Origin of the sequence: Methylobacterium sp. ap11, from assembly GCF_900110515.1 — a bacterium.
In the GTDB taxonomy this organism is placed as follows: Bacteria; Pseudomonadota; Alphaproteobacteria; order Rhizobiales; family Beijerinckiaceae; genus Methylobacterium; species Methylobacterium ajmalii.
On record NZ_FOEB01000007.1, the window covers coordinates 232,459 to 254,046 of the forward strand.

Here is a 21,588-nt window from a genome sequence, read left to right on the forward strand (position 1 = left end):
GTTGTTGAGAGGATGAAGGGCATGGCGGAGGAGGGAGCGCGGCCGCGCCTCGGGCGGGGTCTCGCGGCGCTGATCGGCGATTTCGGCGAGGACATCCCGGCCGCCACGGAGAAGCCGAAGGCCGGACAGCGGCGGGTGCCGATCGAGTTCCTGCGACCGAACCCGCGCAACCCGCGCCGCCACTTCGCCGAGACCGAACTCGAGGAGCTGTCGGCCTCGATCCGCACCCGCGGGGTGATCCAGCCGATCGTCGTGCGGGCGCTGGCCAACCTGCCGGACGCGTTCGAGATCGTCGCCGGCGAGCGGCGCTGGCGGGCGGCACAGCGCGCCGGCCTGCACGAGGTGCCGGTGGTCACGGTCGAGATCGACGACCGCACCTCGCTCGAATTCGCTATCCTGGAGAACGTCCAGCGCGCCGACCTCAACGCCATCGAGGAGGCGGCGGGCTACGAGCGGCTGATGAGCGAGTTCCGCTACACCCAGACCGAGCTCGCCGAGATCATCGGCAAGAGCCGTAGCCATCTCGCCAACACTCTCCGCCTGCTGCAGCTGCCGCCCTCGGTCCAGGAGCACGTCGTCGCCGGCAGCCTGACCGCCGGCCATGCCCGCGCGCTCCTGTCGGTCAAGGATCCGGAGGGCGTCGCCCGCCGGGTGATCGAGGACGGAATGACGGTGCGCGAGGTCGAGGCGCTGGCCGCTGGCGAGCAGGCCGGCACCGGGCCGCGCCCCGGCCGGCCGCGCAAGGCGGCGGTCGAGAAGGACGCCGATACCCGCGCCCTGGAGCGGCGCCTCGAGGATGTCCTGGGTGTCGTGGTGTCGATCGACGCCAAGGGCGGCGGCGGCGAAGTGCGGCTGCGCTACGCCAGCCTCGACCAGCTCGACGGCCTCTGCCGGCGGCTGGAAATGCAGATCGGCGAATGACGCGAAGGCCGGACCGGAAGGGTCCGGCCTTTTTCGCGACAGGCCGCCGCCTCATCCACGGGCCGAGGATCTTGTTCGGCGGGCGGATCGGAGGCCCGCCGTTGCGGGGCCGAACCGGCCGCCGCGACGATGGGGGAGGGGGCCTTCACCCCCGCCGCGCCGCCTCGCTGGCGAGGCGCAGGAAGAGGTCGGCCGCGATGGCGTGCGAGAAGTCGCCGCCGGCCCGGCGGGCGCCCAGCACCGCGTCCTGCAGCAGCGTCACCGCCCGGCGCAAGGAGGCCGGGCTCCAGCGGGCGAGCTGCGTCTCGACGATGCGCTGGCGGCGGAAATGCAGGCCGCGCCAGCCCGCCACCATCGCGCCCGGGCTCTTGCCCTCGCCGTCGAGACGGGTGGCGAGCAGCGTCAGGGCATGGCGCAAAGCGGCGCCCAGCATCACCGAGGCATCCATGCCCTCGATCTGGAAGCGGCGATAGCTGCGCTCGGTTTCGGCGATCCGCCCGGCGAAGGCGGCATCGACCAGGGTATTGAGCATCGAGCCCGAGACATCGCTGCCGATCGCCTCGACATCCTCGATCCCGACCTCGCCCTGGCCGCGGGCGTAGAGCGCCAGTTTCTCGATCTCGCCGAGGCTCGCCCGCCGGTCGCCGCCGAGGCCGGCGGCGAGGAGGTCGCGGGCATCGCGGGTGATGCGCAGGTTGTCGGCCCGGAGCGTCCGGTCGATCAGGTCGGCGAGCGTGCCGGCATCGTCGGCGTAGCAGGGGATGGCGAGCGCCCGGGGCGAGCGCTCGCAGACCACCCGCAGGGGCGCCGACTTGGCGAGGTCGCCGGCCTCCACCACGATCCGGGTGTCGGCACCCTCCTGCTTGAGCGCGGCCTCGACCGCCGGGGCGTAGTTGCGGCTGCCGGGGCGCACCCAGACGGCCCGCTTGCCGCCGAACAGCCCGACCGTGGCGGCCTCGTCGACGAGGCGACCGGGATCGCTCGCCAGCACGTCGCCGTCGATCTTGACCAGGGCGAAGGGATCGGCGGGATCGTCGACCGCCTTCTCGGCGAGCAGGCGGGCGCGCTCGGCGACGAGGCCGGTATCCGGGCCGTAGACCAGGATCACGGCGATGCGCGGGTCGGGGCCGCGGCGCAGCAGCCCTTCGACCTCGCCGGCCTTGATGGCGGTCACGACGCGCTCAGGGCTGGGTCGCCAGGATCGCGGCGACGCGGGTCTTGATCTGCTCGGAGAGGAGCTTGGCGAGCCGGATCTCGGCGTCGCGGGCGGCGCGCAAGCTGGCGAAGCGCTGGGACGAACGGTCGTAGGTGGCGGTGCCCTGGGCCACGCCCTCGGTGAGGATGCGGTCGCCCGACAGCGTCTGGACCTTGTAGGCGGCAGTGCCGAGCAGGGTCGCCGATTCCGCCCGGCCGGTGATCGAGCTGACGATCGGGGTCTGCACCGTCTCGCTGGCGGTGAGCGTCAGGCGGTACTTCTTGTCCGAAGGCTGGCCCGAGCCGTCGAGGTCGAACACCAGCTCGCTGCGCAGGTAATGGCCGAGGCGCTCCTGGCCCTGGGCGGTCTTGGCCGGATCGACCTGGATCGAGGCCAGCACGGCGCTCAAGGGGGCGCCGGACGCGGTCGGTCCGTAGAGCGGGCGGAAGCAGGCCGAGAGGCCGAGCGCCAGGGTGGCGACGAGAGTGAGGTTCCGCGCCGTCTTCACCGTGCTGCCTGCCATGAAGCCTGTCATGAAGGTCCGTCCTGCCGCCACACGTCCCGTTACCGCCCCGCCGGAGCTCTGCCAAGTGGCCGAGCGCCCCCGGGGAGCACCCCGACGAAGTCCGGCCTCGCGGGCCGTCAGGGTAGGGGCGGAGCCTAAAGAATCTCTGCGGCGACAGCAGGGCCGTGCGACCCGAAGAGGAAGAATAGCGGGGACGGCGCCGACGAGAGAAGGGCCCGGCGATCGTCGGATCGCCGGGCCCTTCAGGAGGTTCGGATCGTCGCCGCGGTCAGACGACGATGTTGACGATGCGCAGCGGCACCACGATCACCTTGCGGGGTGGCTTGCCCTCGAGCGCGCGCTGTACCGGCTCGAGCGCCAGCACGGCGGCCTGCACCGCGGCCTGGTCGGCGTCCCGCAGCACCGTCACGTCGGCGCGCTTGCGGCCGTTGATCTGGACCGGCATCGTCACGCTGTCCTCGACCAGGAGGTCGCGGCGGACCTCCGGCCAGCCCGCCTCGGCGACGAGGCCGTCCTGCCCGAGCGCCGTCCAGCAGGCCTCGGCGAGGTGGGGCATCATCGGGGCAATGAGCTGCACCAGGATCAGGGTCGCCTCGCGCAGGGCGGGGGAGGGGGCGTGGCCGCGCTCGGCCGCGACCGCCTCCTGCAGGCTGTTCGCCAGCTCGTAGACATGGGCGACGCAGCGGTTGAAGCGCAGGCGCTCGATGTCCTCGCCGACGGCGGCCAGGGCCTTGTGCGCGGCTTTCAGCACCGCTTGGCTGTCGGTGCCGGCCGGCTCCGCCCCGCCCTCGGCGACCTCGCCCACCATGCGCCAGACACGCTGGACGAAGCGCGAGGCACCCTGGACGCCGTCCTCGGTCCAGATCACGTCGCGCTCGGGCGGCGAGTCCGAGAGCATGAACCAGCGGGCGGTGTCGGCGCCGTACGAAGCGATGATGTCGTCGGGGTCGACGACGTTCTTCTTCGACTTCGACATCTTCTCGATCGCGCCGATCGAGACCGGCGCGTCGGTTTTCACGTGAAACGCCTTGCGGGCGCCGTCCTCGCTGACGATCCGGACATCGACCGGCTGCACCCAGGCGCCGGCCTCGTCGCGGTAGGTTTCGTGGACGACCATGCCCTGCGTGAACAGGCCCGCGAAGGGCTCGTCGACACCGGCCCAGCCGGTCTGGCGCATCGCCCGCATGAAGAAGCGGGAGTAGAGCAGGTGCAGGATCGCGTGCTCGATGCCGCCGATATACTGGTCGACCGGCAGCCAGTGATCGGCCACCGCCTTGTCGGTCGGCGCATTCTCCAGCCACGGCGCGGTGAAGCGGGCGAAGTACCAGGACGAGTCGACGAAGGTGTCCATCGTGTCGGTCTCGCGCCGGGCCGGCTTGCCGCAGGACGGGCACGGCACGTTGCGCCACGCGGCATCGCGCTCGAGCGGGTTGCCCGGCACGTCGAACGAGACCTCCTCGGGCAGCCGTACCGGCAGGTCGGCGACCGGCACCGGCACCGCACCGCAGGCATCGCAGTGGATCACCGGGATCGGGCAGCCCCAGTAGCGCTGGCGCGACACGCCCCAGTCGCGCAGGCGGAACTGCACCCGGCGCTTGCCGACCGAGGCGCCGTCGAGGGTCTCGGCCTCCAGGCGGTCGGCGACGGTCTTGAACGCCGTGTCGGTGTCCATCCCGTCGAGGAAGCGCGAGTTGATCATCCGGCCGTCGCCGTCATAGGCGGTGTCGGTGATCGTGAAGCCGGCCGGGTCCTGGTCCGGCGGGCACACGACCGGGGTGTTGCCCAGGCCGTACTTGTTGGCGAAGTCGAGGTCCCGCTGGTCGTGCGCTGGACAGCCGAACACCGCGCCGGTGCCGTACTCCATCAGCACGAAGTTCGCGACGTAGACCGGCAGGGTCCAGGACGGGTCGAGCGGGTGGCGAACCTTGAGGCCGGTGTCGAAGCCCAGCTTCTCCGCCGTGTCGATCGCCGCCTGCGCGGTGCCCATGCGCCTGCACTCGGCGATGAAGTCCTGCAGGGCCGGATTGTCCCTCGCCACCGCGGCGGCGAGCGGATGGTCGGCGGCGACCGCCAGGAACTTCGCGCCGAACAGCGTGTCGGGGCGGGTGGTGTAGACCGTCACCTCGGAGGCCGCGCCCTCGGGCGCCGTCTCGAGGGCGAAGCGCAGCTCCAGCCCCTCCGAGCGGCCGATCCAGTTGCGCTGCATCAGCCGGACCTTCTCGGGCCAGCGCTCCAGCGTGTCGAGCCGGTCGTCGAGGTCCTGGGCGAAATCGGTGATCTTGAAGAACCACTGGGTCAGCTCGCGCTGCTCGACCAGCGCGCCGGAGCGCCAGCCGCGCCCGTCGATCACCTGCTCGTTGGCCAGCACGGTGTGGTCGACCGGGTCCCAGTTCACCTTGGCGGTGCGGCGCGAGACCAGCCCGGCCTTCAGGAAGTCCAGGAACATCCGCTGCTGGTGCTTGTAGTATTCGGGATCGCAGGTCGCGATCTCGCGGCTCCAGTCCAGCGACAGGCCCATCGACTGGAGCTGCGTCCGCATCGTGGCGATGTTGGCGTAGGTCCAGTCCCGCGGGTTGACCTTGTTCTGCATCGCGGCGTTCTCGGCCGGCAGGCCGAAGGCGTCCCAGCCCATCGGATGCAGGACGTTGAAGCCCTTGGCGCGCTTGTAGCGCGCGACCACGTCGCCCATGGCGTAGTTGCGGACGTGGCCCATGTGGATGCGCCCCGACGGATAGGGGAACATCTCGAGGACGTAGTATTTCGGGCGAGGATCGTCGTTGCGGGTGCGGAAGATCTCGCGCTCGGCCCACACCTGCTGCCAGTGGGGCTCGGAATCCTTCGCGTTGTAACGTTCGGCCATGGGCGGCGTCTTTGCGACCGGTCGGCGCCGGCGCCGTGAGCACCGGCGGCAGGGATGAAGGGAAAACGTCACGGCCGCAAACGGTTGAGCTTGCTCGGCGCGGCGCCGGCGGACTAGGACACGGTTTGGTCCCGAGGGTCAACAATGGAGAGGCGCCAGTCATGATCGACCCGCAGACCGTCACGTCGAACCTGGCCGAGGTGCGCTCGGCGATCGCCCGGGCGGCCGAGGACAGCGAGCGCGATCCCGCCGGTGTCGCCCTGATCGCGGTGTCGAAGACGGTTCCCGCGGAGGGGATCCGGCCGGCGCTGGAAGCCGGGCAGCGGTGCTTCGGCGAGAACTACGTCCAGGAGGCGAAGGCCAAGTGGCCGGCCCTGCGCGAGGCCTGTCCCGACGTCGAGCTGCACCTGATCGGCCCGCTGCAATCGAACAAGGCCCGCGAGGCTGTCGAGCTGTTCGACGTGATCCATACCCTGGACCGGACCTCGCTCGCCGCGGCCCTGGGCAAGGAGATCCGGCGCAGCGGCCGGCATCCGCGCCTGCTGGTGCAGGTCAATACCGGCGAGGAGCCGCAGAAGGGCGGCGTGGCGCCCGGCGCGGTCGAGGCCTTCCTGGCCGAGTGCCGGGACGTGCACGGCCTCACGGTGTCGGGCCTGATGTGCATTCCCCCGGCGGAGGACCCGCCCTCGGCGCATTTCGGGCTGCTGGCGGCGATCGCCCGCCGCCACGCCCTGCCGCTCCTGTCGATGGGGATGAGCGCCGACTACCCGGCGGCGATCCAGATGGGGGCGACCCACGTGCGGGTCGGCAGCGCGATCTTCGGAGCGCGCCAGCCGAAGGACACCGCCGAGGACGAGAAGGGCTGACGCGCCGCCGTCAATTGGCGTGCAGGCAGCGGATCTCCTCCCGCGCCTGCTCCAGGAAACGGACGCGGTCTTCGTCCGTCAGCAGCACGGGGGAGTTCGGCAGCCCGTCGCGGTAGCGGGCGGAGCCGTTCCAGAGGGTGCCGCGCGGTCCCTCGACGGCGTGGATCTGGCGGGCCCGAACGATCTCGGTCGCGGTGTAGGCGTCGAGCATGCGTCTCTCCCTGCGTCCCGTGCGGTTTTTGTGTGGCAGTCGAACCCTAGCGCATGTCCTCGCGGTGCGCGAGTGTGGCAGCGTTACCAAATCTAAAGATTTCGTTGTGCCCTGCAGCATGGTTCGACGGGGAGGAGCCCCGTCCAATGCAGCGCAGGATTGGAGAAGATCTTTCTCAGATCGTCAGGCGTGTGCCGGGGCCGAGGCGGCGCAGGAGACGCACCAGGTCGGGGCGGCGCAGCGCGACGCAGCCCTCGGTCGGCCGGAAGCCCGGACGGGCGACGTGCAGGAAGATGGCGCTGCCATGCCCGGGGCGGATCGGGCCGCGGTTGTAGTCGAGGTCGATCACGAGGTCGTAGAGCCCGTCGTCGCGCCACATCGCCTCGGCGCTGATGCCGGGAGCCGGGAGGGACATCGGCCGGTTGTAGCGCCGGTCGCGCGGGTCGTCGCACCAGCCGTCGCCGGGGCGGATCGCCCGCAAGGGGAGGGCGGTCGGCGGCCGGGTCCCGAGCCGGTCGGGCCGGTAGAAGCCGCCGCGCAGCCGGAACGTGCCGCGGGGCGAGGCGCCGTCGCCCTCGCGCTTCACCTGCCGCTGGCCGCCCTTGCCCAGCGCGCAGGGGATCAGCACCGGGCCGGCGATCAGGGTGCCGCGGCGGCGGTCGAGGGGGTTCGGGCGGACCCGCAGGTGCGAAAGGGTGGTGCGCTTCATCGTCCTCCTCTTTAAGGCTCCGTCCGCGCCGGCTCCAGCGCCGCGACGGGGCGCCGGGCGCCGCCAGCCGCGCGCGGCCGATCCACGCTCACCGGGTGAACCCTCGACGCGATGCCGGAGTCGACCCCATCCCCCGTCCCGGACTGGCTCGGCTGGCTGCCGCCGCGCCTCGTCGCCCTCGACGTCGAGGCCACCGGCCTCTCGGCCGGCGACCGGATGGTGAGCGTCGGCGCCGTCGCGCTTGCCACCGCCTCCCTTGCCGCCGGCCGGCCCGAGATCGTCTGCCATCACCTGGTCGTCGATCCGGGGCGGCCGAGCCATCCGGCGGCGCTGGCGGTGCACGGCTACGACGACTGGCTGCTGCGCCATCAGGATCCGGCGGCGCTGCATCTCCCGGCCCTGGCGCAGGTCCTGGCGGGGACAGACCTCGTCGTTGCGCACAATGCCGCCTTCGACCTCGGCCTCCTCAACCGTGAGATGGCGCTGGCCGGGCTGCCGCCGGTCGCTCCCAGGGTCTACTGCACCATGGAGGCCTATCGCCGCCGGGGCGAGAAGGGCCGGGCCGCCCTCGACGCGGTGTGCCGCCGCATCGGGCTCGCCCGGTCCGGCGCCCGCCACGGCGCGCTGGAGGATGCCTGGCTGGCGCTGCGGGCCTATCTCTGGCTCCAGGCCTGCCCGGTGGCGGTGGCGCGCCCGGAGCTTGCCGCGCCCAGCAACCTGCGCCCGGTCCCGCCCCGTCCCGAGGGCCCGCTGCCGCCGCGGGGCTGAGCGCCGGGGCCGTGGACAGGCGGGGCCCCGGCCCTTGCCGCGGCTTGCCGCTCCGCTACTCTGCCCCGCACGCTGCCAGGCTGCGCTCCGTCCGGGACCGCAGCTCCGGCCGGCGGCAGGGCCCGGCCCGGCCGGCGGCCGTCCGTCCTGTTCGAGAGTGCCGGTTCGATGTCGAACGCCCACCGCCTGCTCGTCGTCGACGACGATCCGACCCTGCGCGACACCCTGACCGAGCAGCTCGCCCTCTCGGACGCCTTCGACGTGGTGACCGCCGAGACCGCGCAGGGCGCGATGGAGCGGGTCGCCGCCGAGCGGATCGACCTCGTGGTGATGGATGTCGGCCTGCCCGACCTCGACGGGCGCGAGGCGGTGCGGCAGATGCGCCATGGCGGCTTTCGCGGACCGGTGATCATGCTGACCGGCCAGGCCTCGGATTCCGACACCGTGCAGGGGCTGGATGCCGGCGCCAACGACTACGTGACGAAGCCGTTCAAGCTCGCGGTGCTGCTCGCCCGCATCCGGGCCCAGCTGCGCCAGTACGAGGCGAGCGAGGACGCGGTGTTCCAGATCGGCCCCTACACCTTCCGGCCGGGCGCCAAGCTGCTGGTCGGCGAGCGCGGCTCGAAGCTGAAGCTCACCGAGAAGGAAACCGCGATCCTGCGCTTCCTCTACCGCGCCGGCCGGCAGGTGGTGGGGCGCGACACGCTGCTGGCCGAGGTGTGGGGCTACAACGCCCAGGTCACCACCCACACCCTCGAGACCCACATCTACCGCCTGCGCCAGAAGATCGAGCCGAACCCGGCGACGGCCTCGATCCTGGTGACGGAGGGCGGCGGCTACAAGCTGCTGCCGTAGGCTGCCGCCGTCAGGGGGCCGCGCTCACGACGCGATCAGCCCCCGCGCCGCCACTGGCAGCGTCCCGACGATCGCGCCGCCGCGCACCGTCACCAGCGTGTCGACCATGTTGACGACGACGCAGACGTGGTTGGGCACCACCTCGACGAGCGTCCCGACCGGCGGGCGGTCCGTGCAGGCCGAGAGGTCGAGGAAGCCGTGCTCCTCGGCAAAGGCGTGGATGCGGGCGCCCGGATGATCGGGCAGGAGCCCGAACCCGTCGAGCCCGCCGCCGGTGTCGCTGGTGAGCGTCTTCGAGCCGGCATCCAGGATGCCGCGCTCGGGGCCGGCCCGGCTCACCACCCGGGCGAGCACGGCGAGCGCGCACTCCTCCAGGCCGGCGACGCCCGCTTCCATCATCATCCGGTCGTTGAAGATCACGGTGCCGGCCCGGTGCTCGGTGGCGCCGCGGATCTCGCCCAGTTCCGGCAGGTTCGGCGTGCCGCCGGTCGAGACGATGCGGGCCTCGAGCCCGTGGGCGGCGAGGCCCGCCTTCGCCTCGTCGAGGAAGGCCCGGGCCCCGGCGGCGGCGCCGGCCGGGGGATAGAGCAGCAGGCCCGCAAAGGCGAGGCCGGGCCGGGCCGCGATGTCGCGGGCGAGCGCCACCGCCTCGCCCGGGGTCTCGACGCCGGCGCGCTTGCGGCCGGTGTCGCATTCCACCACAACGTCGAGGGTGCGGCCGCCGGCACGCGCCGCCTCCTCCAGCCCCGCCACGGTCACCGGGTTGTCGGCCGCGACCGTGAGCCGGACCGGGCTCTCGCGCAGGAGCCGTCCGAGGCGCCCGACCGCGTGCGGGCCGACGAGGTTGTAGCTCACCAGGATGTCGTCGATGCCGGCCGCCGCCATCACCTCGGCCTCGCCGAGCTTCTGGCAGGTGATGCCGCGCGCGCCGGCCGCGACCTGCATCCGGGCGAGGACCGGGCTCTTGTGGGTCTTGATGTGCGGGCGGTTCGCGAGACCGGCCGCGTCGCAGGCGGCCTGGAGCCGGGCGATGTTGCGCTCGACCCGGTCGAGGTCGACGACGACCGCCGGCGTGCCGTAGCGGCGGGCGATCTCCTCGCGCAGGGAGAGGGGGATCATCGCGCGGTTTCCGCTGCGCGCCCCGCCCGCCTCGTCCGTTCCCGGCCTTGCCTCGCCGCCCATGGTCGTTCCTTCCCTGCGGGTCCCGCCCCGATCGTAGCCGTAAACCGGGCCCGCCGGCCACAGCCCGAAACGGTGGACGGGCAAGGCTCGGGCGCAACCCAATCTTAGACTTCGGGTCATACACCGGTCGTATTGCAGGCACTGCGCAACGGAGCGCCGATGCACCCTCGAGCCCGTCGGCGGGGTCCCGCCGCGTCCCGCATGCTGGCCGGGTCGATCGTCGCCGTCACCCTGGTGATCGGGGCCGCCTCCGGCCTGACGGTCATGCAGATGCGCCGCAGCGCCTGGGAGCAGGTCGGCCGGGTGTCGCAGAACCTGCTCGAGGCGGTCGAGCACATGGTCGACCGCAACATCGAGTTCTACGACCTGTCGATCCGGGCGGTGGTCGACGGCCTGCAGAACCCGGCGATCGACGAGAGCCCGCCGGAGCTGCGCCAGCTCGCGCTGTTCGACCGGGCCGCCACGGCCAACGGCCTGGGCGCGATCCTGGCGCTGGATCCGCAGGGGCAGGCCTTCGCCGATTCCGCGAGCGCGGTGCCGCGGGCGCAGGCCTATCCCACGGCGGACTTCTTCCTGGTCCACAAGCAGCGGGAGGATGTCGGGCTCTACATCGGCAAGCCGTTCCGCATGGCGCCGGATGGCCGCTGGGTGATCCCGCTCAGCCGGCGCCTGGCCTATGCGGACGGGGCCTTCGCCGGCGTGGTGATGGGCACGATCGACATCGGCTACTTCAACGGCCTGTTCGCCCGCCTCAGCATCGGCGACCAGAGCCGCATCGCGTTCTTCCGCGAGAGCGGCGAGCTCCTGGTGCGCAGCCCGGTGGTCGAGAGCATGATCGGCCAGAACCTGTCGTTCCTCGCGCATTTCCGGCGCTTCTTCGAGGGCAATGCGGGCCAGTTCGTCGCGACCGGCCACCCGGACGGGGTCGAGGCCCTGTTCACCTATTGCCGGGTGGGCCACCATCCGCTGGTGGCCACGGCGGTGGTGCCGACCGAGGTGATCACGGCCCTGTGGCGGCCAAAGGCCGTCGCGATCGGCGTGCTTGTGACGATCCTGTGCGGCGGCATGATCGCGCTGACCCTGCGGCTCCAGCGCGAGCTGGAACGGCGCAGCCGGGCCGAGACGCTCGCCCTCGACGCCAACCGCGACCTCGCCCGCCTCGCCCACACCGACGGGCTGACCGGCCTTCCGAATCGGCGCCACTTCGACGAGGCCTTCGCGCGCGCGCGCGAGCAGGTCCTGGACGGGACGCGGCTCTGCCTCGTCCTCCTCGATGCCGACCGGTTCAAGCGCTACAACGACACCTACGGCCACCTCGCCGGCGACGAGGTGCTGCGCGCCGTCGCCCGGGTGCTGCAGCGCCAGATCCGCGGGCCGGCGGAGATCGCCTGCCGGATCGGCGGCGAGGAGTTCGCCGTGCTGCTGCCGGGCGCCTCGCGCGCCGAGGCGGTCGCCCGTGCCGAGCGCATCCGTCTGGCGGTGGCCCGGCTGCTGATCCCGCATGCCGGCAACGAGGGCGGCGGCGTCACGGTGAGCCTCGGCGTCGCCGAGGCCGGTCCGGGCGAGAGCGACGGCCGGTGCTTCGCGGCCGCCGATGCGGCGCTCTACGAGGCCAAGCGCCGGGGCCGCAACCGCGTGATGGCGGCGCCCGCCGACGACGCGACGGGCGCGCAGGTCGCGTGATGCCTTCGCGGGGAGGTCCGGCCGGGCTCGGCGCGAGCGGCCGCGCACCGTAAGTGGGATCCGCCCGCATGGTGCCGCGGCGCCGGATCGGCTAGAGCTTGGCCGGATCGCCCGGGGGCGGGACGGTCGCGCCGGGGTTGCACGGCAGGGGGAGAGCGGGGCCGTTGGCGCTCGACGACGACATCTCGATCCTGGCCGCCGCGCCGCTGTTCGGATTGATGGACCGGGACGCCCTGCGGCTGATCTCGTTCGCGGCCGAGCGCCGCCGCTTGGCGCCCGGCGCCGTGCTGTTCTCCCGCGGCGCGCCGGCCGATGGCGGGTTCGTGGTGACGAGCGGCACCGTGGTGCTGGAGCCGCGCTCGCCCCACGGCGCGCCGGTCGCGGCCGGGCCGTCCGCGCTGATCGGGCAGACCGCCCTGTTCCTCCCCTTGGAGCGGCCGAGCACGGCCCGGGCCGGCGACGACCCGGTCGAGGTCATGGTCGTCACCCAGGCACTGATGCGCCGGGTGCTCGAGGTGTTTCCCGACGCGGCCGCGGTGATCCACGACGCGCTCGCCGACGAGCTCGCCGCGCTGACCCGTACCTTTGCCGGCAGCCGCGCCGCCGACCCGGCGTGACAGCGGGCCCGAGGCTTTGATAGAGGGGACGCCGATACGACTTTCCTCCCGCCCTGGACGCATCCCATGTCGCACGCCGATCTCGCCCGGACCATCGAAGCCGCCTGGGAGGACCGCGCGACCATCGGCGCGGACACGCGCGGGCCGGTGCGCGAGGCGGTCGAGGCCGCCCTGGCGCTGCTCGATTCCGGCGAGGCCCGCGTCGCCGAGAAGGCCGGCAACCAGGACTGGCACGTCAACCAGTGGCTCAAGAAGGCGGTGCTGCTCTCCTTCCGCCTCAACGACATGGCGCTGATCGAGGGCGGCCCCGGTGGCGGCGGCTGGTGGGACAAGGTGCCGTCGAAGTTCGAGGGCTGGGACGCCGCGCGCTTCCGCGCCGCGGGCTTCCGGGCGGTGCCGGGCGCGGTGGTGCGCCGGGGCGCCCACATCGCCCCCGGCGTGGTGCTGATGCCGTCCTTCGTCAATCTCGGCGCCCATGTCGGCGAAGGCTCGATGATCGACACCTGGGCCACGGTCGGCTCCTGCGCCCAGATCGGCAAGCACTGCCACATCTCCGGCGGCGCCGGCATCGCCGGCGTGCTCGAGCCGCTGCAGGCCAACCCGGTCATCATCGAGGACAACTGCTTCATCGGCGCCCGCGCCGAAGTGGCCGAGGGCGTGATCGTCGGCGAGGGCAGCGTGCTGTCGATGGGCGTCTATATCGGCGCCTCGACCAAGATCATCGACCGGGCCACCGGCGAGGTCACCTACGGCCGGGTGCCGCCCTACTCGGTGGTGGTGTCGGGCACGCAGCCCGGCAAGGCGCTGCCGGACGGCACCCCGGGCCCGTCGCTCTACTGCGCCGTCATCGTCAAGCGCGTCGATGCCGGCACCCGGGCGAAGACCGCGATCAACGACCTGCTGCGGGACTGACGTCCCGGGCGGGACCGACGTCCCGGGCGGGGTCGGACTCCGCCCGCCGTCGCGGCCGCGTCAGACCGCGACGTTGTCGATGAGGCGGGTGCGGCCGAGATAGGCCGCCACCAGCACCCGGGCCGGGCCCGCGACCCGCTCCAGCGGTGCCAGGCTCTCGGCGTCGTTCACCGACAGGTACTGCACGGGCCCGAATCCCGCCGCCTCGAGCGCGGCCCGGCCCTCCGCCAGGGCGGGCGCCGTCGCCGCGCCGCCGCGCACCGCCTCGGCCACCCGCTGCAGCACCGCGTGGATCGTCGGCGCGGCCCGCCGCTCCGCGTCCGAGAGGTAGCGGTTGCGCGACGACAGGGCGAGGCCGTCGGCCTCCCGCACCGTCGGCACGCCCTCGATCGCCACCGGCACGTCGAGGTCGCGCGCCGCGCGCCGGATCACCTGGAGCTGCTGAAAGTCCTTCTCGCCGAACAGGGCGAGGTCGGGCAGGGCCTGGAGCAGCAGCTTCGTCACCACGGTGGCGACACCCGCGAAGTGCCCCGGGCGCACCGGGCCGCACAGGACGTCCGTCAGGCCTGCGACCGTTACGGTCGTGGCGAAGCCCGGCGGATACATCGTCGCGACGTCCGGCAGGTAGGCGGCATCCGCCCCGGTCCTGGCGAGGAGCGCGATGTCGTCCTCGAGCACGCGGGGATAGCGCGAAAAGTCCTCGTTGGGTCCGAACTGCGTCGGGTTGACGAAGATGCTGACGACCACCCGCCGGCAGCGCGCCTGCGCGTGGCGCACCAGGGCGAGGTGCCCCTCGTGCAGCGCTCCCATGGTCGGCACCAGAGCCACGGTCTCCCCGGCGTTCCGCCAGGCCCGCACCTGCGCCCGCAGGGCGGCGACGTCGCCGAGGCGCAGGACGGCGGAAGGGGAGGGGGGTGGCGTCATCGTGGAAGGCTCCTGTCGGTCGGACTGGCGGCGACGGTAACCAGGGCGACGAGGCCACGCCAGGGGAGCCTTTGGAAGGGGGAACCTTGGGAGATGGAGTCTTGGGAGGGAGGCGATCGGCCGATCGCAGATGGCGGACTGCACGACGCCGAACGAATGGGATGTCGCGATCCCGCGATCGCCGTGCACGCCGCCGCCCTCCGCGAGGAGGCGCCCCCCGTGACGCCGCGCGGCATCGACGGGGTCGATCCGTTCAAGCCGGTCGCAATGGTCCACGTGCGCCGTCCCGGTAAGGCGGCCGGCAGCGACACCCCCGGCGACCGATCCCCGACCCGGCGACCTACCAGCAGCCCCGAGAGAGGCGCCGGCCGTACGGATCGTCGACGCCGCGCGGGGGCGGGAAGCCGTAGTAGCTCGGCTTGCCGATGCCGAAGGGCGAGCCGACATAGGTGGGATCGCCCGGCGCGTTGGTGGGCACGAAGCCCTGGCAGCCGGGATCGCCCCGGGGGCCGAGCGAGGCGTCGCTGTCGCCGCGGGGGAAGTAGCGCGGGGCCGGAACGGGGCCCGGCACGCGGCGCGGCTCCGGCCAGTAGCCCGGCTCGGGCATGTCGGCCGCCATCGCCGGCCCGGCGAGGCCGAGGACGATCGCGCCCGCCAGGAGCCTCACACTGTGACCCATCCCACGTCCCCGCCTGCGATCCGGGACCAGCCTTGGCGGATCGTGGTTAACGGGACGTTTCCGTCAGGTCACGGCCTCGGTCCGCGCCTGCAGCACGCGCACGAGGTCGTCGGGCCTCACCCGCACCTGCAGCCCGCGCTGGCCGCCATTGACGAAGATCTCGGGCAGCGCGAGGGCGGTTGCGTCGACCAGGGTCGGTACCGCCCGCTTCTGCCCGAGCGGGCTGATGCCCCCGACATGGTAGCCGGTCAGCCGCTCGGCCTCGGGCGGGCGCATCATCGCGGCGGACTTGCCTGCGAAGACCGCGGCGAGCTTCTTGAGCGAGACCTCCCGGTCGGAGGGCACCAGCACGCAGACCGGCTTGCCGTCGACGGCGGCCATCAGGGTCTTGAACACCTCGCCCGGCGACACGCCCATCGCCTCCGCGGCCTGGAGGCCGATGCGGGTCGCCTCCGGGTCGTAGTCGTAGGCGTGGACCGTGTGGGGGATGCCGGCGCGGGCGAGGACTTGCGTGGCGCGGGTGGTCTTCGACATCGGTGGCCGGGTCTTCGCAGGAGGCGTCTTCGCGGGCAGATCAGGCGCCCGGGAAGCTCCGGGCGATCAGACGGCCGACCTCGGCGTGCAGGGTGTCGCGCGCGGCGGGTTCGGCGGGTGATCCGGTGAGATACACCGCCGCGAGGATCGGCGCACCGTCCGGGCGGTGGATCAGCGCCACCACGTTGGCGGTGCCGTTGTCGCCGGTGCCGGTCTTGTCGGCCGTGCGCCACCCCTCCGGCAGGCCGGCGCGCACGCGCTTGAGGCCGGTCGGGCTCTCGTGCATCCAGCCGACGAGCTTGCCGCGCGATTCCGCCGAGAGGGCCTGGCCGAGCAGCACGTTGTCGAGCAGCCCGACCATCGCCGCCGGGGTGGTGGTGTCGCGCGGGTCGCCGGCGATCGCGGTGTTGAGCGTCGGCTCGGTGCGGTCGAGGCGGGTGACGCCGTCGCCATGCGCCCGCCCGAAGGCGGTGATGCCGGCCGGACCGCCCATCGTGGCCAGCATCAGGTTGGCGGCGGTGTTGTCGCTCCACACCACGGCGGCGGCGCAGAGCTCGGCCAGCGTCATGCCGGTCGCGACGTTCTTCGACGTCACCGGAGCGTAGCTGAGGAGGTCGTCGCGGCCGTAGGAGATGCGCCGGTTCAGGTCGTCCTGGCCCTTGTCCGCCCGGGCCAGCACCGCGGCGGCGGCGATCGCCTTGAAGGTGCTGCACATCGGGAAGCGCTCGTCGGCCCGGTGGCCGAAGCGCCGGCCGGTGGCGGTGTCGCGGACCTCGACGCCGAGCCGGCCGCCGTCGCGCCGCTCGAGCTGGGCGAGGCGGGCGGCGGCGTCCTCCATCGCGGCGGCGCCCCGCACCGCGCAGGTCGCGAGCGCCGCACCGATCAGGGCGGCGCGACGGGTGAGGCCGGTGGCGGACCGGGAAAGGGCGAGATCGGACATCGTGGCGGCTCCCTGCTGCACGCGGTACGTCAGGGATGTCCGCGTGCCGCACGACCTGGGCGATATCACGCTGAGGCCGTGACGGGATCGGGGCGCGGCGCCGGGGTCCGCTGGGGCGCTCCGGAGTGAGCCGCGCCGGGCGGAGCGCCCGGCGCGGCCGATGGTTTCACGGGAAACACCGTGGGCCGCACGGACGTGCCGACGCTCAGTGCGAGCGCGGCGAGCGGCCCTTGCCGTCGGGGTCGTGGGCGTGGTGCCGATCGCGCTCGCCGCCGCCGCCCGAGACGTGCGAGCGGCTGTCGCTGGTGGCTTCTCCCGGGGCCGGGCCCGCCTGGGCGGTGGGGTCCGGCCGGTCGGGCCGCTGATGGCTGCTGCCGGGGCCGCCGTGATGGCGGTCGGCGGCGTCGGTCTTGGTCGACGTGCTCATGTCCGGGGACTCCCTCGCGGTTCAGCGGTCCTGCTGATGGCCCTGATGGGTCGTGTTCACCTTCGCGTTGCCGGACTGGCCGATCTTGTCCGGATCGCGGGTCTGGCCCGTGTCCTTGGCGCCGGTCTCGGTCGGGGCGCGCTCGGCGCTGCCAGGTCCCTTGTCGGAGCGGTTGGCCGGCGGCACGGAGGGCGGGGAAGCGGTCATGCGGATCTCCCTCGTCTCAAGCGTCGGCCGATCGAGCGCTCGAGGCCCGTCGCCGATGGGGGCGGTCAACGCCTGCTGCCTGCCCGCGTTCCGCGCGACACCGGTTCCTAGATACTGCTTCATAGTATGAGTATTTTTCAGAACCGGCCCAGATGGGCGACGTTGGGCCGGACAGCCGATCCCGACCGGGATCGCCGCGCCGAGAAGGACCCCGCGATGCCCGAGGATATCCGTTCGCTGTACGTGACCGCGCTGAAGAACACCCATGCCCTCGAATTGCAGGCGCTCCAGATCATGGAGCGGCAAGTCGAGCGGCTGGAGCGCTACCCCGACATGGAGGCGGCCTTGCGCCGGCACATCGCCGAGACGCACGGCCAGCGCGACCGGCTCGACGAGGCGCTGGCGGCGATGTCGGAAAGCCCCTCGGCCCTGAAGGAGGGCGTGCTCGGTGTCATGGGCAACATGGCGGCGTTGGCCCATGCGCCGGCCCAGGACGAGATCCTGAAGAACGCCTTCGCCAACCGCGCCTTCGAGAATTACGAGGCGGCGGCCTACGACGCGCTGATCACGCTGGCCGAGGCCGCCGGCCAGGGTGCCCGGCTGCCGGCCTTCGAGATGTCGCTGCGCGAGGAGCTGGCGATGGCCCAGACGATGGCCGACCTCGTGCGACCGACGACGCGGCGTTACCTCGAACTCACGGTCAGCGGCGACAAGGCGGATCGCTGAAGACCAGAGCCCGTCGACGCATCAAGAGTGATGCTGATTTGTATCTTCCATCCCACCCATGACCTCATCCTGAGGTGCGACTGAAAGGAGCCTCGAAGGAGACCTCCAGGAATCGCAGCGATATCTGGATGCCTCCTTCAAGGTCAGACGATTGTCGATCGGCCGACACCTCAGGATGAGGTTGAGGGTGAGATAGAGCGACCAAACACGCTGTCATACGAGATCCGGAAGATGACTTCCGGATCTCGTATGACCAGCCAGCGCCGCGCCTGAGCGAAGCCGCTTTCCGCATCGCGAAGCGATCGATCGGAAAGCGTATCAGAGCCGGAACAGCCCGCCCCGGCCGGTGATCCGGCCGGGATCGGCACCCGCCGCGCGCAAGGCCGCCCACAGGGTGACGGCGATCGAATCGAAAACCGGAATGCCGAGCTCGGCCTCCAGCTCCTCGGCCATCGCCGCACCCGCCATGTTGGTGCAGACGATCGCCACGGCTTGCGCGCCCTCGGCGGCCACCGCCCGCGCCATGGCGGCGACCTCGGAAGCCGGCACCTCCGCGAAGGAGAAGTTGTCGGACAGGCCGCAATGCCGCTCGGCCGTGCAATCGAACCCGGCCGCCCCCCAGTTCGCCTGGATCCTGGCTTGCACGTCGCCGGTATAGGGCGTGACGAGGCCGACCCGGCGGATGCCCGCGCGGGTGAAGGCGTCGCGAAAGCCCAGCACGGCGGTTGCCGCCGGGATGCCGGTGACGTCGGTGATCCGGGCGCACAGGGCCTCGTCGCGGGCAAAGCCCAGCCACGCCGCCGAGGTGCCGTTCCAGGCGATGGCGTCGACCTTGGCGTCGGCGAGGAACCCGGCGGCCGACAGGATCGGCGCCTCGTCGAACTGCCCGAGCCCGGCCGCCGACAGGGTGATCTCGGTGACGCGAAAGCGCGAGAAGTGGGCGGTGATCCCGGGCGCGTCGTGCAGGAGGGCGGCGGTCGCCGGTTCGAGCCGGGTGTTCGACGACGGGGTGAGCATGCCGAGGCGAATCATCAGGCGGCGGCCTTCCTGGTCGATTCCTCGCGGATCATCCCGAGCACCCGGCGCTTCATGTCGTTGAAGTCCGGGCTCGTCACGTCCCGCGGCCGGGGCAGATCGAAGGGGATGAACTCGCGGATGCGGCCCGGGCGCCGGCTCATCACGGCGATGCGGCTCGCCAGCACCAGCGCCTCGTCGACCGAGTGGGTGACGAACACCACCGTGGCGCCGACCCGCTGCCAGATCGCCACCAGCTCCTCCTGCATCTCGATCTTGGTCTGGGCGTCGAGGGCGGCGAAGGGCTCGTCCATCAGGATCACCGCCGGGTTCATCAGGAGCGCCCGGGCGATGCCGACCCGCTGGCTCATCCCGCCCGAGAGCTCCGCCGGGTAGTGCCGCTCGAAGCCGGTGAGCCCGACGAGATCGATGTAGGTCTTGGCCCGCTCGTGCCGCTCGGCCTTGCCCATCCCCTTCAGCTTGAGATGGAAGGCGACGTTGTCGATCACCGTGAGCCAGGGCATCAGCGTCGGCTGCTGAAAGACCACGCCGCGGTCGGCGCCCGGCCGCTCGACCCGCCTGCCCGCGACGCGAACCTCGCCGGTGCTCGGCGCCTCGAAGCCCGCGATCATGTTGAGCAGGGTGGACTTGCCGCAGCCCGAGGGGCCGAGCAGGCAGACGAACTCGCCCGCCTCGATCGTGGCCCGGGTGCGGTCCACCGCCACGAGGTCGCGCCCGTCGCGGTCGCGAAAGACTTTCTGGACGTCGGCGAGGTCGATCGCGCTCATGGGATTCTCCGCGGGAAAGGAGCGGGGCGGATCACCGCCCCTGCACCGTCGTGCCCTTCTGCCAGTGCAGCACCGAGGCCATCAGCGCCTTGAGGCCGAGATCGGACAGGTATCCGAGCAGGCCGATCGAGATCATCGCGGCGAGCACGATGTCGTAGCGCAGGAAGTAGTAGGAATCCCACAGCACGTAGCCGAGCCCGCTCTTCACCGCGACCATCTCGGCGGTCACCGTCAGCATCCAGGCCGAGCCGATGGCGATGCGAAGGCCCGAGAAGATCGACGGCAGGGCGGCGGGCAGGACGATGTCGGTGAGGAGCTGGCGCTCGGAGGCGCCCATCATTGCGCCGGCCCGAATCAGGTTGCGGTCGACCCCGCGCACCCCGTGGATGGTGTTCATCAGGACGGGGAAGAACGCGCCGAGGAAGACCAGGAAGATTGCCGGCTTGTCGGCGATGCCGAACCAGATGATGGCGAGCGGGATCCACGAGACCGGCGGGATCGGCCGCAGCATCTGCAGGGTCGGCTCGACGGTGCGCTCGACGAGGCGCCACCAGCCGATGGCGACCCCGATCAGAACCGCCGAGACCGCCGCGATGGCGTAGCCGGCGGCGACCCGGGTCAGGCTCGCCAGCGCGTCCGCCACCCAGTGGCCGGAATAGGTCTGGGTGCTCTCGTCGATCCCGAAGAGCCAGTCGCCCAGCGCGTGCAGCACGGCGCTCGGGGCCGGCAGGAGCGCCGCCGGCAGGGCGCCGGAGCGAGCAAACGCCTCCCAGCCGGCGACGAGGAGGAGCGGCAGCGCCGCCCGCTCGGCGAAGCCGACGAGGCGCCGGGGCAGCCGGCGGGTGGGGGCTGCCGCGGGGGCGAGCGGCGCGGTCTCAGTAGCCGAGGCCATCGCGGGTCTTCCTGGTGGCGGCCTCGAGGAACGAGAAGTCCATGTGCTTCTCCACGTCGGCCGAGACGTCGCGGCCGATGTATTTCAGGTCCCGCATCATCGCGGCGATCGCCAGGGTCTTGGCGCGGTGCATCCGGTAATCGGGCTCGGCGTTCTCGATCGCCGCGGCGGCGACCTCCTTCGACAAGCCGGTCTTCTGGTTGATGACGTCGACCCAGACGCCCTTGTCGGCCTTGAGCTTCTCGACCAGGGCCACGTCGGCATCGACCACCGCCTGCACGCCGGCGCGGTTCTTCGCGATCACGTCGGAGCGGGTGACGATCAGGTTCGTCAGGTTGCCGGCCGCCTGGTCGTAGGGCAGCACGAAACGCGCGGCGGCGCCGGCCATGCGGATCTGCGAGGCGAAGGGCTCGACCGAGCAGACCATGTCGATCTCGCCCCGCTGCATCGCCGCGAGGTGGTCGGACGGGTTCGGGATGTTGACGAACTGGACGTCCTTGTTCGGGTTGATGCCCTGCTTGAGGAAGGCGCCGCGCATGTGGATGTCCTGCGCGTTGCCGCGGGAGGCCGCGACCTTCAGCGGCGTGCCCGCCGCCTTGGCCTTCTCGACCGCGGCCTTGAACCCGGCCCAGTCGTCGGCCTTCAGGTTCAGCGCCTTCGACGACAGGCATTCCGAGCCGCCATTCACCTCGCCGGCCACCGCCACGATGTCGAAGCCTTTGTCGAGGGCGGTGACGTAGTGGAGGTAGGTCACCTGCGCCACGTCGAGGCTCTTGGCGATCAGGGCGGTGAGCACGTCGTTGCCGGAATTGAAGCCGGTGGCGTCGATCGTCGCGCCTTTGGCCAGCCCCGGCAGCAGGGCGACCGGCAGGCAATGGGCGCACTTGGCGTAGCCGACCTTGACCGGCACATCCTGCGCCGCGGCGGGGGCGAGGGAGGCGGGCGTGACGGACCACAGGGCGGCGGCCAGCAGGGGGCCGAGGGAGCGGCGCATGGGGGACCTCGCGGTGGGGCGGCGCGCCGTCGATGCTCGGGCTCGACGTGCGGTCGGACGCGGCGTTCCGGGTGCCGCCGGATCAGGGTGTGACGGGCTGCAGACCCGCGCAACGCATTTTTGGTGCTCTGCATGCAATTTATGCCAAATGACGAGTT

General features: G+C 72.2%; 24 protein-coding genes. 8 read left to right on the forward strand and 16 right to left on the reverse strand.

Going from position 1 to position 21,588, the window contains the following annotated elements; translation table 11 throughout:
- The first annotated feature begins 21 nt into the window (after positions 1 to 21).
- Positions 22 to 921 (forward strand): ParB/RepB/Spo0J family partition protein, encoded by a 900-nt coding sequence (locus tag BMX97_RS13035; protein ID WP_091750475.1) that lies wholly within the window; start codon positions 22 to 24, stop codon positions 919 to 921.
- Positions 922 to 1,066: 145 nt separating this feature from the next.
- On the opposite strand, the gene holA is transcribed toward BMX97_RS13035, so the two are convergent.
- The 3 genes from holA to leuS all read right to left on the reverse strand — a co-directional run bounded on the left by holA (position 1,067) and on the right by leuS (position 5,502).
- A complete protein-coding gene (gene holA / locus BMX97_RS13040) occupies positions 1,067 to 2,095 on the reverse strand; it encodes a DNA polymerase III subunit delta (protein WP_091750478.1) in 1,029 nt (342 codons plus the stop codon).
- 7 nt (positions 2,096 to 2,102) lie between these two features.
- Complete coding sequence (lptE, locus tag BMX97_RS13045; RefSeq protein WP_091750480.1) at positions 2,103 to 2,639, reverse strand: LPS assembly lipoprotein LptE; 537 nt, start codon at positions 2,637 to 2,639, stop codon at positions 2,103 to 2,105.
- A gap of 271 nt (positions 2,640 to 2,910) precedes the next feature.
- Positions 2,911 to 5,502 carry a leucine--tRNA ligase gene (leuS, locus tag BMX97_RS13050; RefSeq protein ID WP_091750483.1) on the reverse strand — a complete coding sequence of 864 codons (2,592 nt, stop codon included), beginning with the start codon at positions 5,500 to 5,502 and terminating at the stop codon, positions 2,911 to 2,913.
- A gap of 161 nt (positions 5,503 to 5,663) precedes the next feature.
- On the opposite strand from leuS, the gene BMX97_RS13055 reads away from it, so the two are divergent.
- On the forward strand, positions 5,664 to 6,368 hold the full coding sequence (locus tag BMX97_RS13055; RefSeq protein ID WP_091750486.1) for a YggS family pyridoxal phosphate-dependent enzyme: 705 nt from the start codon (positions 5,664 to 5,666) through the stop codon (positions 6,366 to 6,368).
- Positions 6,369 to 6,378: 10 nt separating this feature from the next.
- Here the strand turns inward: BMX97_RS13055 and BMX97_RS13060 are convergent, their stop codons facing one another.
- Positions 6,379 to 6,579, reverse strand: a complete 201-nt coding sequence (locus tag BMX97_RS13060; RefSeq protein ID WP_048427522.1) for a hypothetical protein — start codon at positions 6,577 to 6,579, stop codon at positions 6,379 to 6,381.
- Positions 6,580 to 6,754: 175 nt separating this feature from the next.
- Positions 6,755 to 7,288 (reverse strand): L,D-transpeptidase family protein, encoded by a 534-nt coding sequence (locus tag BMX97_RS13065; RefSeq protein WP_091750489.1) that lies wholly within the window; start codon positions 7,286 to 7,288, stop codon positions 6,755 to 6,757.
- Between the two features lie 111 nt (positions 7,289 to 7,399).
- Between BMX97_RS13065 and BMX97_RS13070 the strand changes: the two genes are divergently transcribed.
- Together BMX97_RS13070 and BMX97_RS13075 are read left to right on the forward strand one after the other, a co-directional pair.
- A complete protein-coding gene (locus BMX97_RS13070) occupies positions 7,400 to 8,056 on the forward strand; it encodes a 3'-5' exonuclease (RefSeq protein ID WP_091750492.1) in 657 nt (218 codons plus the stop codon).
- 168 nt (positions 8,057 to 8,224) lie between these two features.
- On the forward strand, positions 8,225 to 8,911 hold the full coding sequence (locus tag BMX97_RS13075; protein ID WP_091750496.1) for a response regulator transcription factor: 687 nt from the start codon (positions 8,225 to 8,227) through the stop codon (positions 8,909 to 8,911).
- Between the two features lie 24 nt (positions 8,912 to 8,935).
- Here the strand turns inward: BMX97_RS13075 and BMX97_RS13080 are convergent, their stop codons facing one another.
- The gene (locus BMX97_RS13080) at positions 8,936 to 10,030 is read right to left on the reverse strand and encodes an alanine racemase (RefSeq protein ID WP_091750499.1); all 1,095 of its coding nucleotides are present in this window, start codon (positions 10,028 to 10,030) and stop codon (positions 8,936 to 8,938) included.
- Between the two features lie 264 nt (positions 10,031 to 10,294).
- Between BMX97_RS13080 and BMX97_RS13085 the strand changes: the two genes are divergently transcribed.
- From BMX97_RS13085 to dapD, 3 genes are all read left to right on the forward strand, one after another.
- Positions 10,295 to 11,776: a GGDEF domain-containing protein gene (locus BMX97_RS13085; RefSeq protein WP_177202206.1), complete on the forward strand. Its 1,482-nt coding sequence runs from the start codon at positions 10,295 to 10,297 to the stop codon at positions 11,774 to 11,776.
- 164 nt (positions 11,777 to 11,940) lie between these two features.
- The gene (locus BMX97_RS13090) at positions 11,941 to 12,393 is read left to right on the forward strand and encodes a Crp/Fnr family transcriptional regulator (RefSeq protein ID WP_091750505.1); all 453 of its coding nucleotides are present in this window, start codon (positions 11,941 to 11,943) and stop codon (positions 12,391 to 12,393) included.
- A gap of 66 nt (positions 12,394 to 12,459) precedes the next feature.
- A complete protein-coding gene (gene dapD / locus BMX97_RS13095) occupies positions 12,460 to 13,305 on the forward strand; it encodes a 2,3,4,5-tetrahydropyridine-2,6-dicarboxylate N-succinyltransferase (RefSeq protein ID WP_091750507.1) in 846 nt (281 codons plus the stop codon).
- A 60-nt stretch (positions 13,306 to 13,365) separates the two neighbouring features.
- Here the strand turns inward: dapD and panC are convergent, their stop codons facing one another.
- The 6 genes from panC to BMX97_RS13125 all read right to left on the reverse strand — a co-directional run bounded on the left by panC (position 13,366) and on the right by BMX97_RS13125 (position 17,016).
- Entirely contained in the window at positions 13,366 to 14,229 is an 864-nt protein-coding gene (gene panC / locus BMX97_RS13100) for a pantoate--beta-alanine ligase (protein ID WP_091750509.1), read from the reverse strand.
- 340 nt (positions 14,230 to 14,569) lie between these two features.
- Entirely contained in the window at positions 14,570 to 14,908 is a 339-nt protein-coding gene (locus BMX97_RS13105; protein ID WP_091750511.1) for a hypothetical protein, read from the reverse strand.
- A gap of 63 nt (positions 14,909 to 14,971) precedes the next feature.
- Positions 14,972 to 15,442: a Cys-tRNA(Pro) deacylase gene (gene ybaK, locus BMX97_RS13110; protein WP_091750513.1), complete on the reverse strand. Its 471-nt coding sequence runs from the start codon at positions 15,440 to 15,442 to the stop codon at positions 14,972 to 14,974.
- A 40-nt stretch (positions 15,443 to 15,482) separates the two neighbouring features.
- A complete protein-coding gene (gene bla / locus BMX97_RS13115) occupies positions 15,483 to 16,382 on the reverse strand; it encodes a class A beta-lactamase (protein WP_091750516.1) in 900 nt (299 codons plus the stop codon).
- A gap of 205 nt (positions 16,383 to 16,587) precedes the next feature.
- Entirely contained in the window at positions 16,588 to 16,809 is a 222-nt protein-coding gene (locus BMX97_RS13120; RefSeq protein ID WP_060845338.1) for a hypothetical protein, read from the reverse strand.
- A gap of 21 nt (positions 16,810 to 16,830) precedes the next feature.
- The gene (locus tag BMX97_RS13125; RefSeq protein WP_091750519.1) at positions 16,831 to 17,016 is read right to left on the reverse strand and encodes a hypothetical protein; all 186 of its coding nucleotides are present in this window, start codon (positions 17,014 to 17,016) and stop codon (positions 16,831 to 16,833) included.
- 216 nt (positions 17,017 to 17,232) lie between these two features.
- Between BMX97_RS13125 and BMX97_RS13130 the strand changes: the two genes are divergently transcribed.
- Positions 17,233 to 17,742, forward strand: a complete 510-nt coding sequence (locus tag BMX97_RS13130; RefSeq protein WP_091750522.1) for a ferritin-like domain-containing protein — start codon at positions 17,233 to 17,235, stop codon at positions 17,740 to 17,742.
- A gap of 318 nt (positions 17,743 to 18,060) precedes the next feature.
- Here the strand turns inward: BMX97_RS13130 and BMX97_RS13135 are convergent, their stop codons facing one another.
- From BMX97_RS13135 to BMX97_RS13150, 4 genes are read right to left on the reverse strand one after another with little or no spacing between them, the layout of a single operon-like run.
- Entirely contained in the window at positions 18,061 to 18,774 is a 714-nt protein-coding gene (locus BMX97_RS13135; protein ID WP_177202207.1) for a maleate cis-trans isomerase family protein, read from the reverse strand.
- Positions 18,774 to 19,544 carry an ABC transporter ATP-binding protein gene (locus tag BMX97_RS13140; RefSeq protein WP_060845341.1) on the reverse strand — a complete coding sequence of 257 codons (771 nt, stop codon included), beginning with the start codon at positions 19,542 to 19,544 and terminating at the stop codon, positions 18,774 to 18,776. The genes BMX97_RS13135 and BMX97_RS13140 overlap by 1 nt, the downstream gene beginning before the upstream one ends.
- A gap of 31 nt (positions 19,545 to 19,575) precedes the next feature.
- On the reverse strand, positions 19,576 to 20,436 hold the full coding sequence (locus tag BMX97_RS13145) for an ABC transporter permease (protein WP_091750529.1): 861 nt from the start codon (positions 20,434 to 20,436) through the stop codon (positions 19,576 to 19,578).
- Positions 20,420 to 21,430, reverse strand: a complete 1,011-nt coding sequence (locus BMX97_RS13150; RefSeq protein ID WP_091750534.1) for an ABC transporter substrate-binding protein — start codon at positions 21,428 to 21,430, stop codon at positions 20,420 to 20,422. The genes BMX97_RS13145 and BMX97_RS13150 overlap by 17 nt, the downstream gene beginning before the upstream one ends.
- Positions 21,431 to 21,588 lie beyond the last annotated feature (158 nt).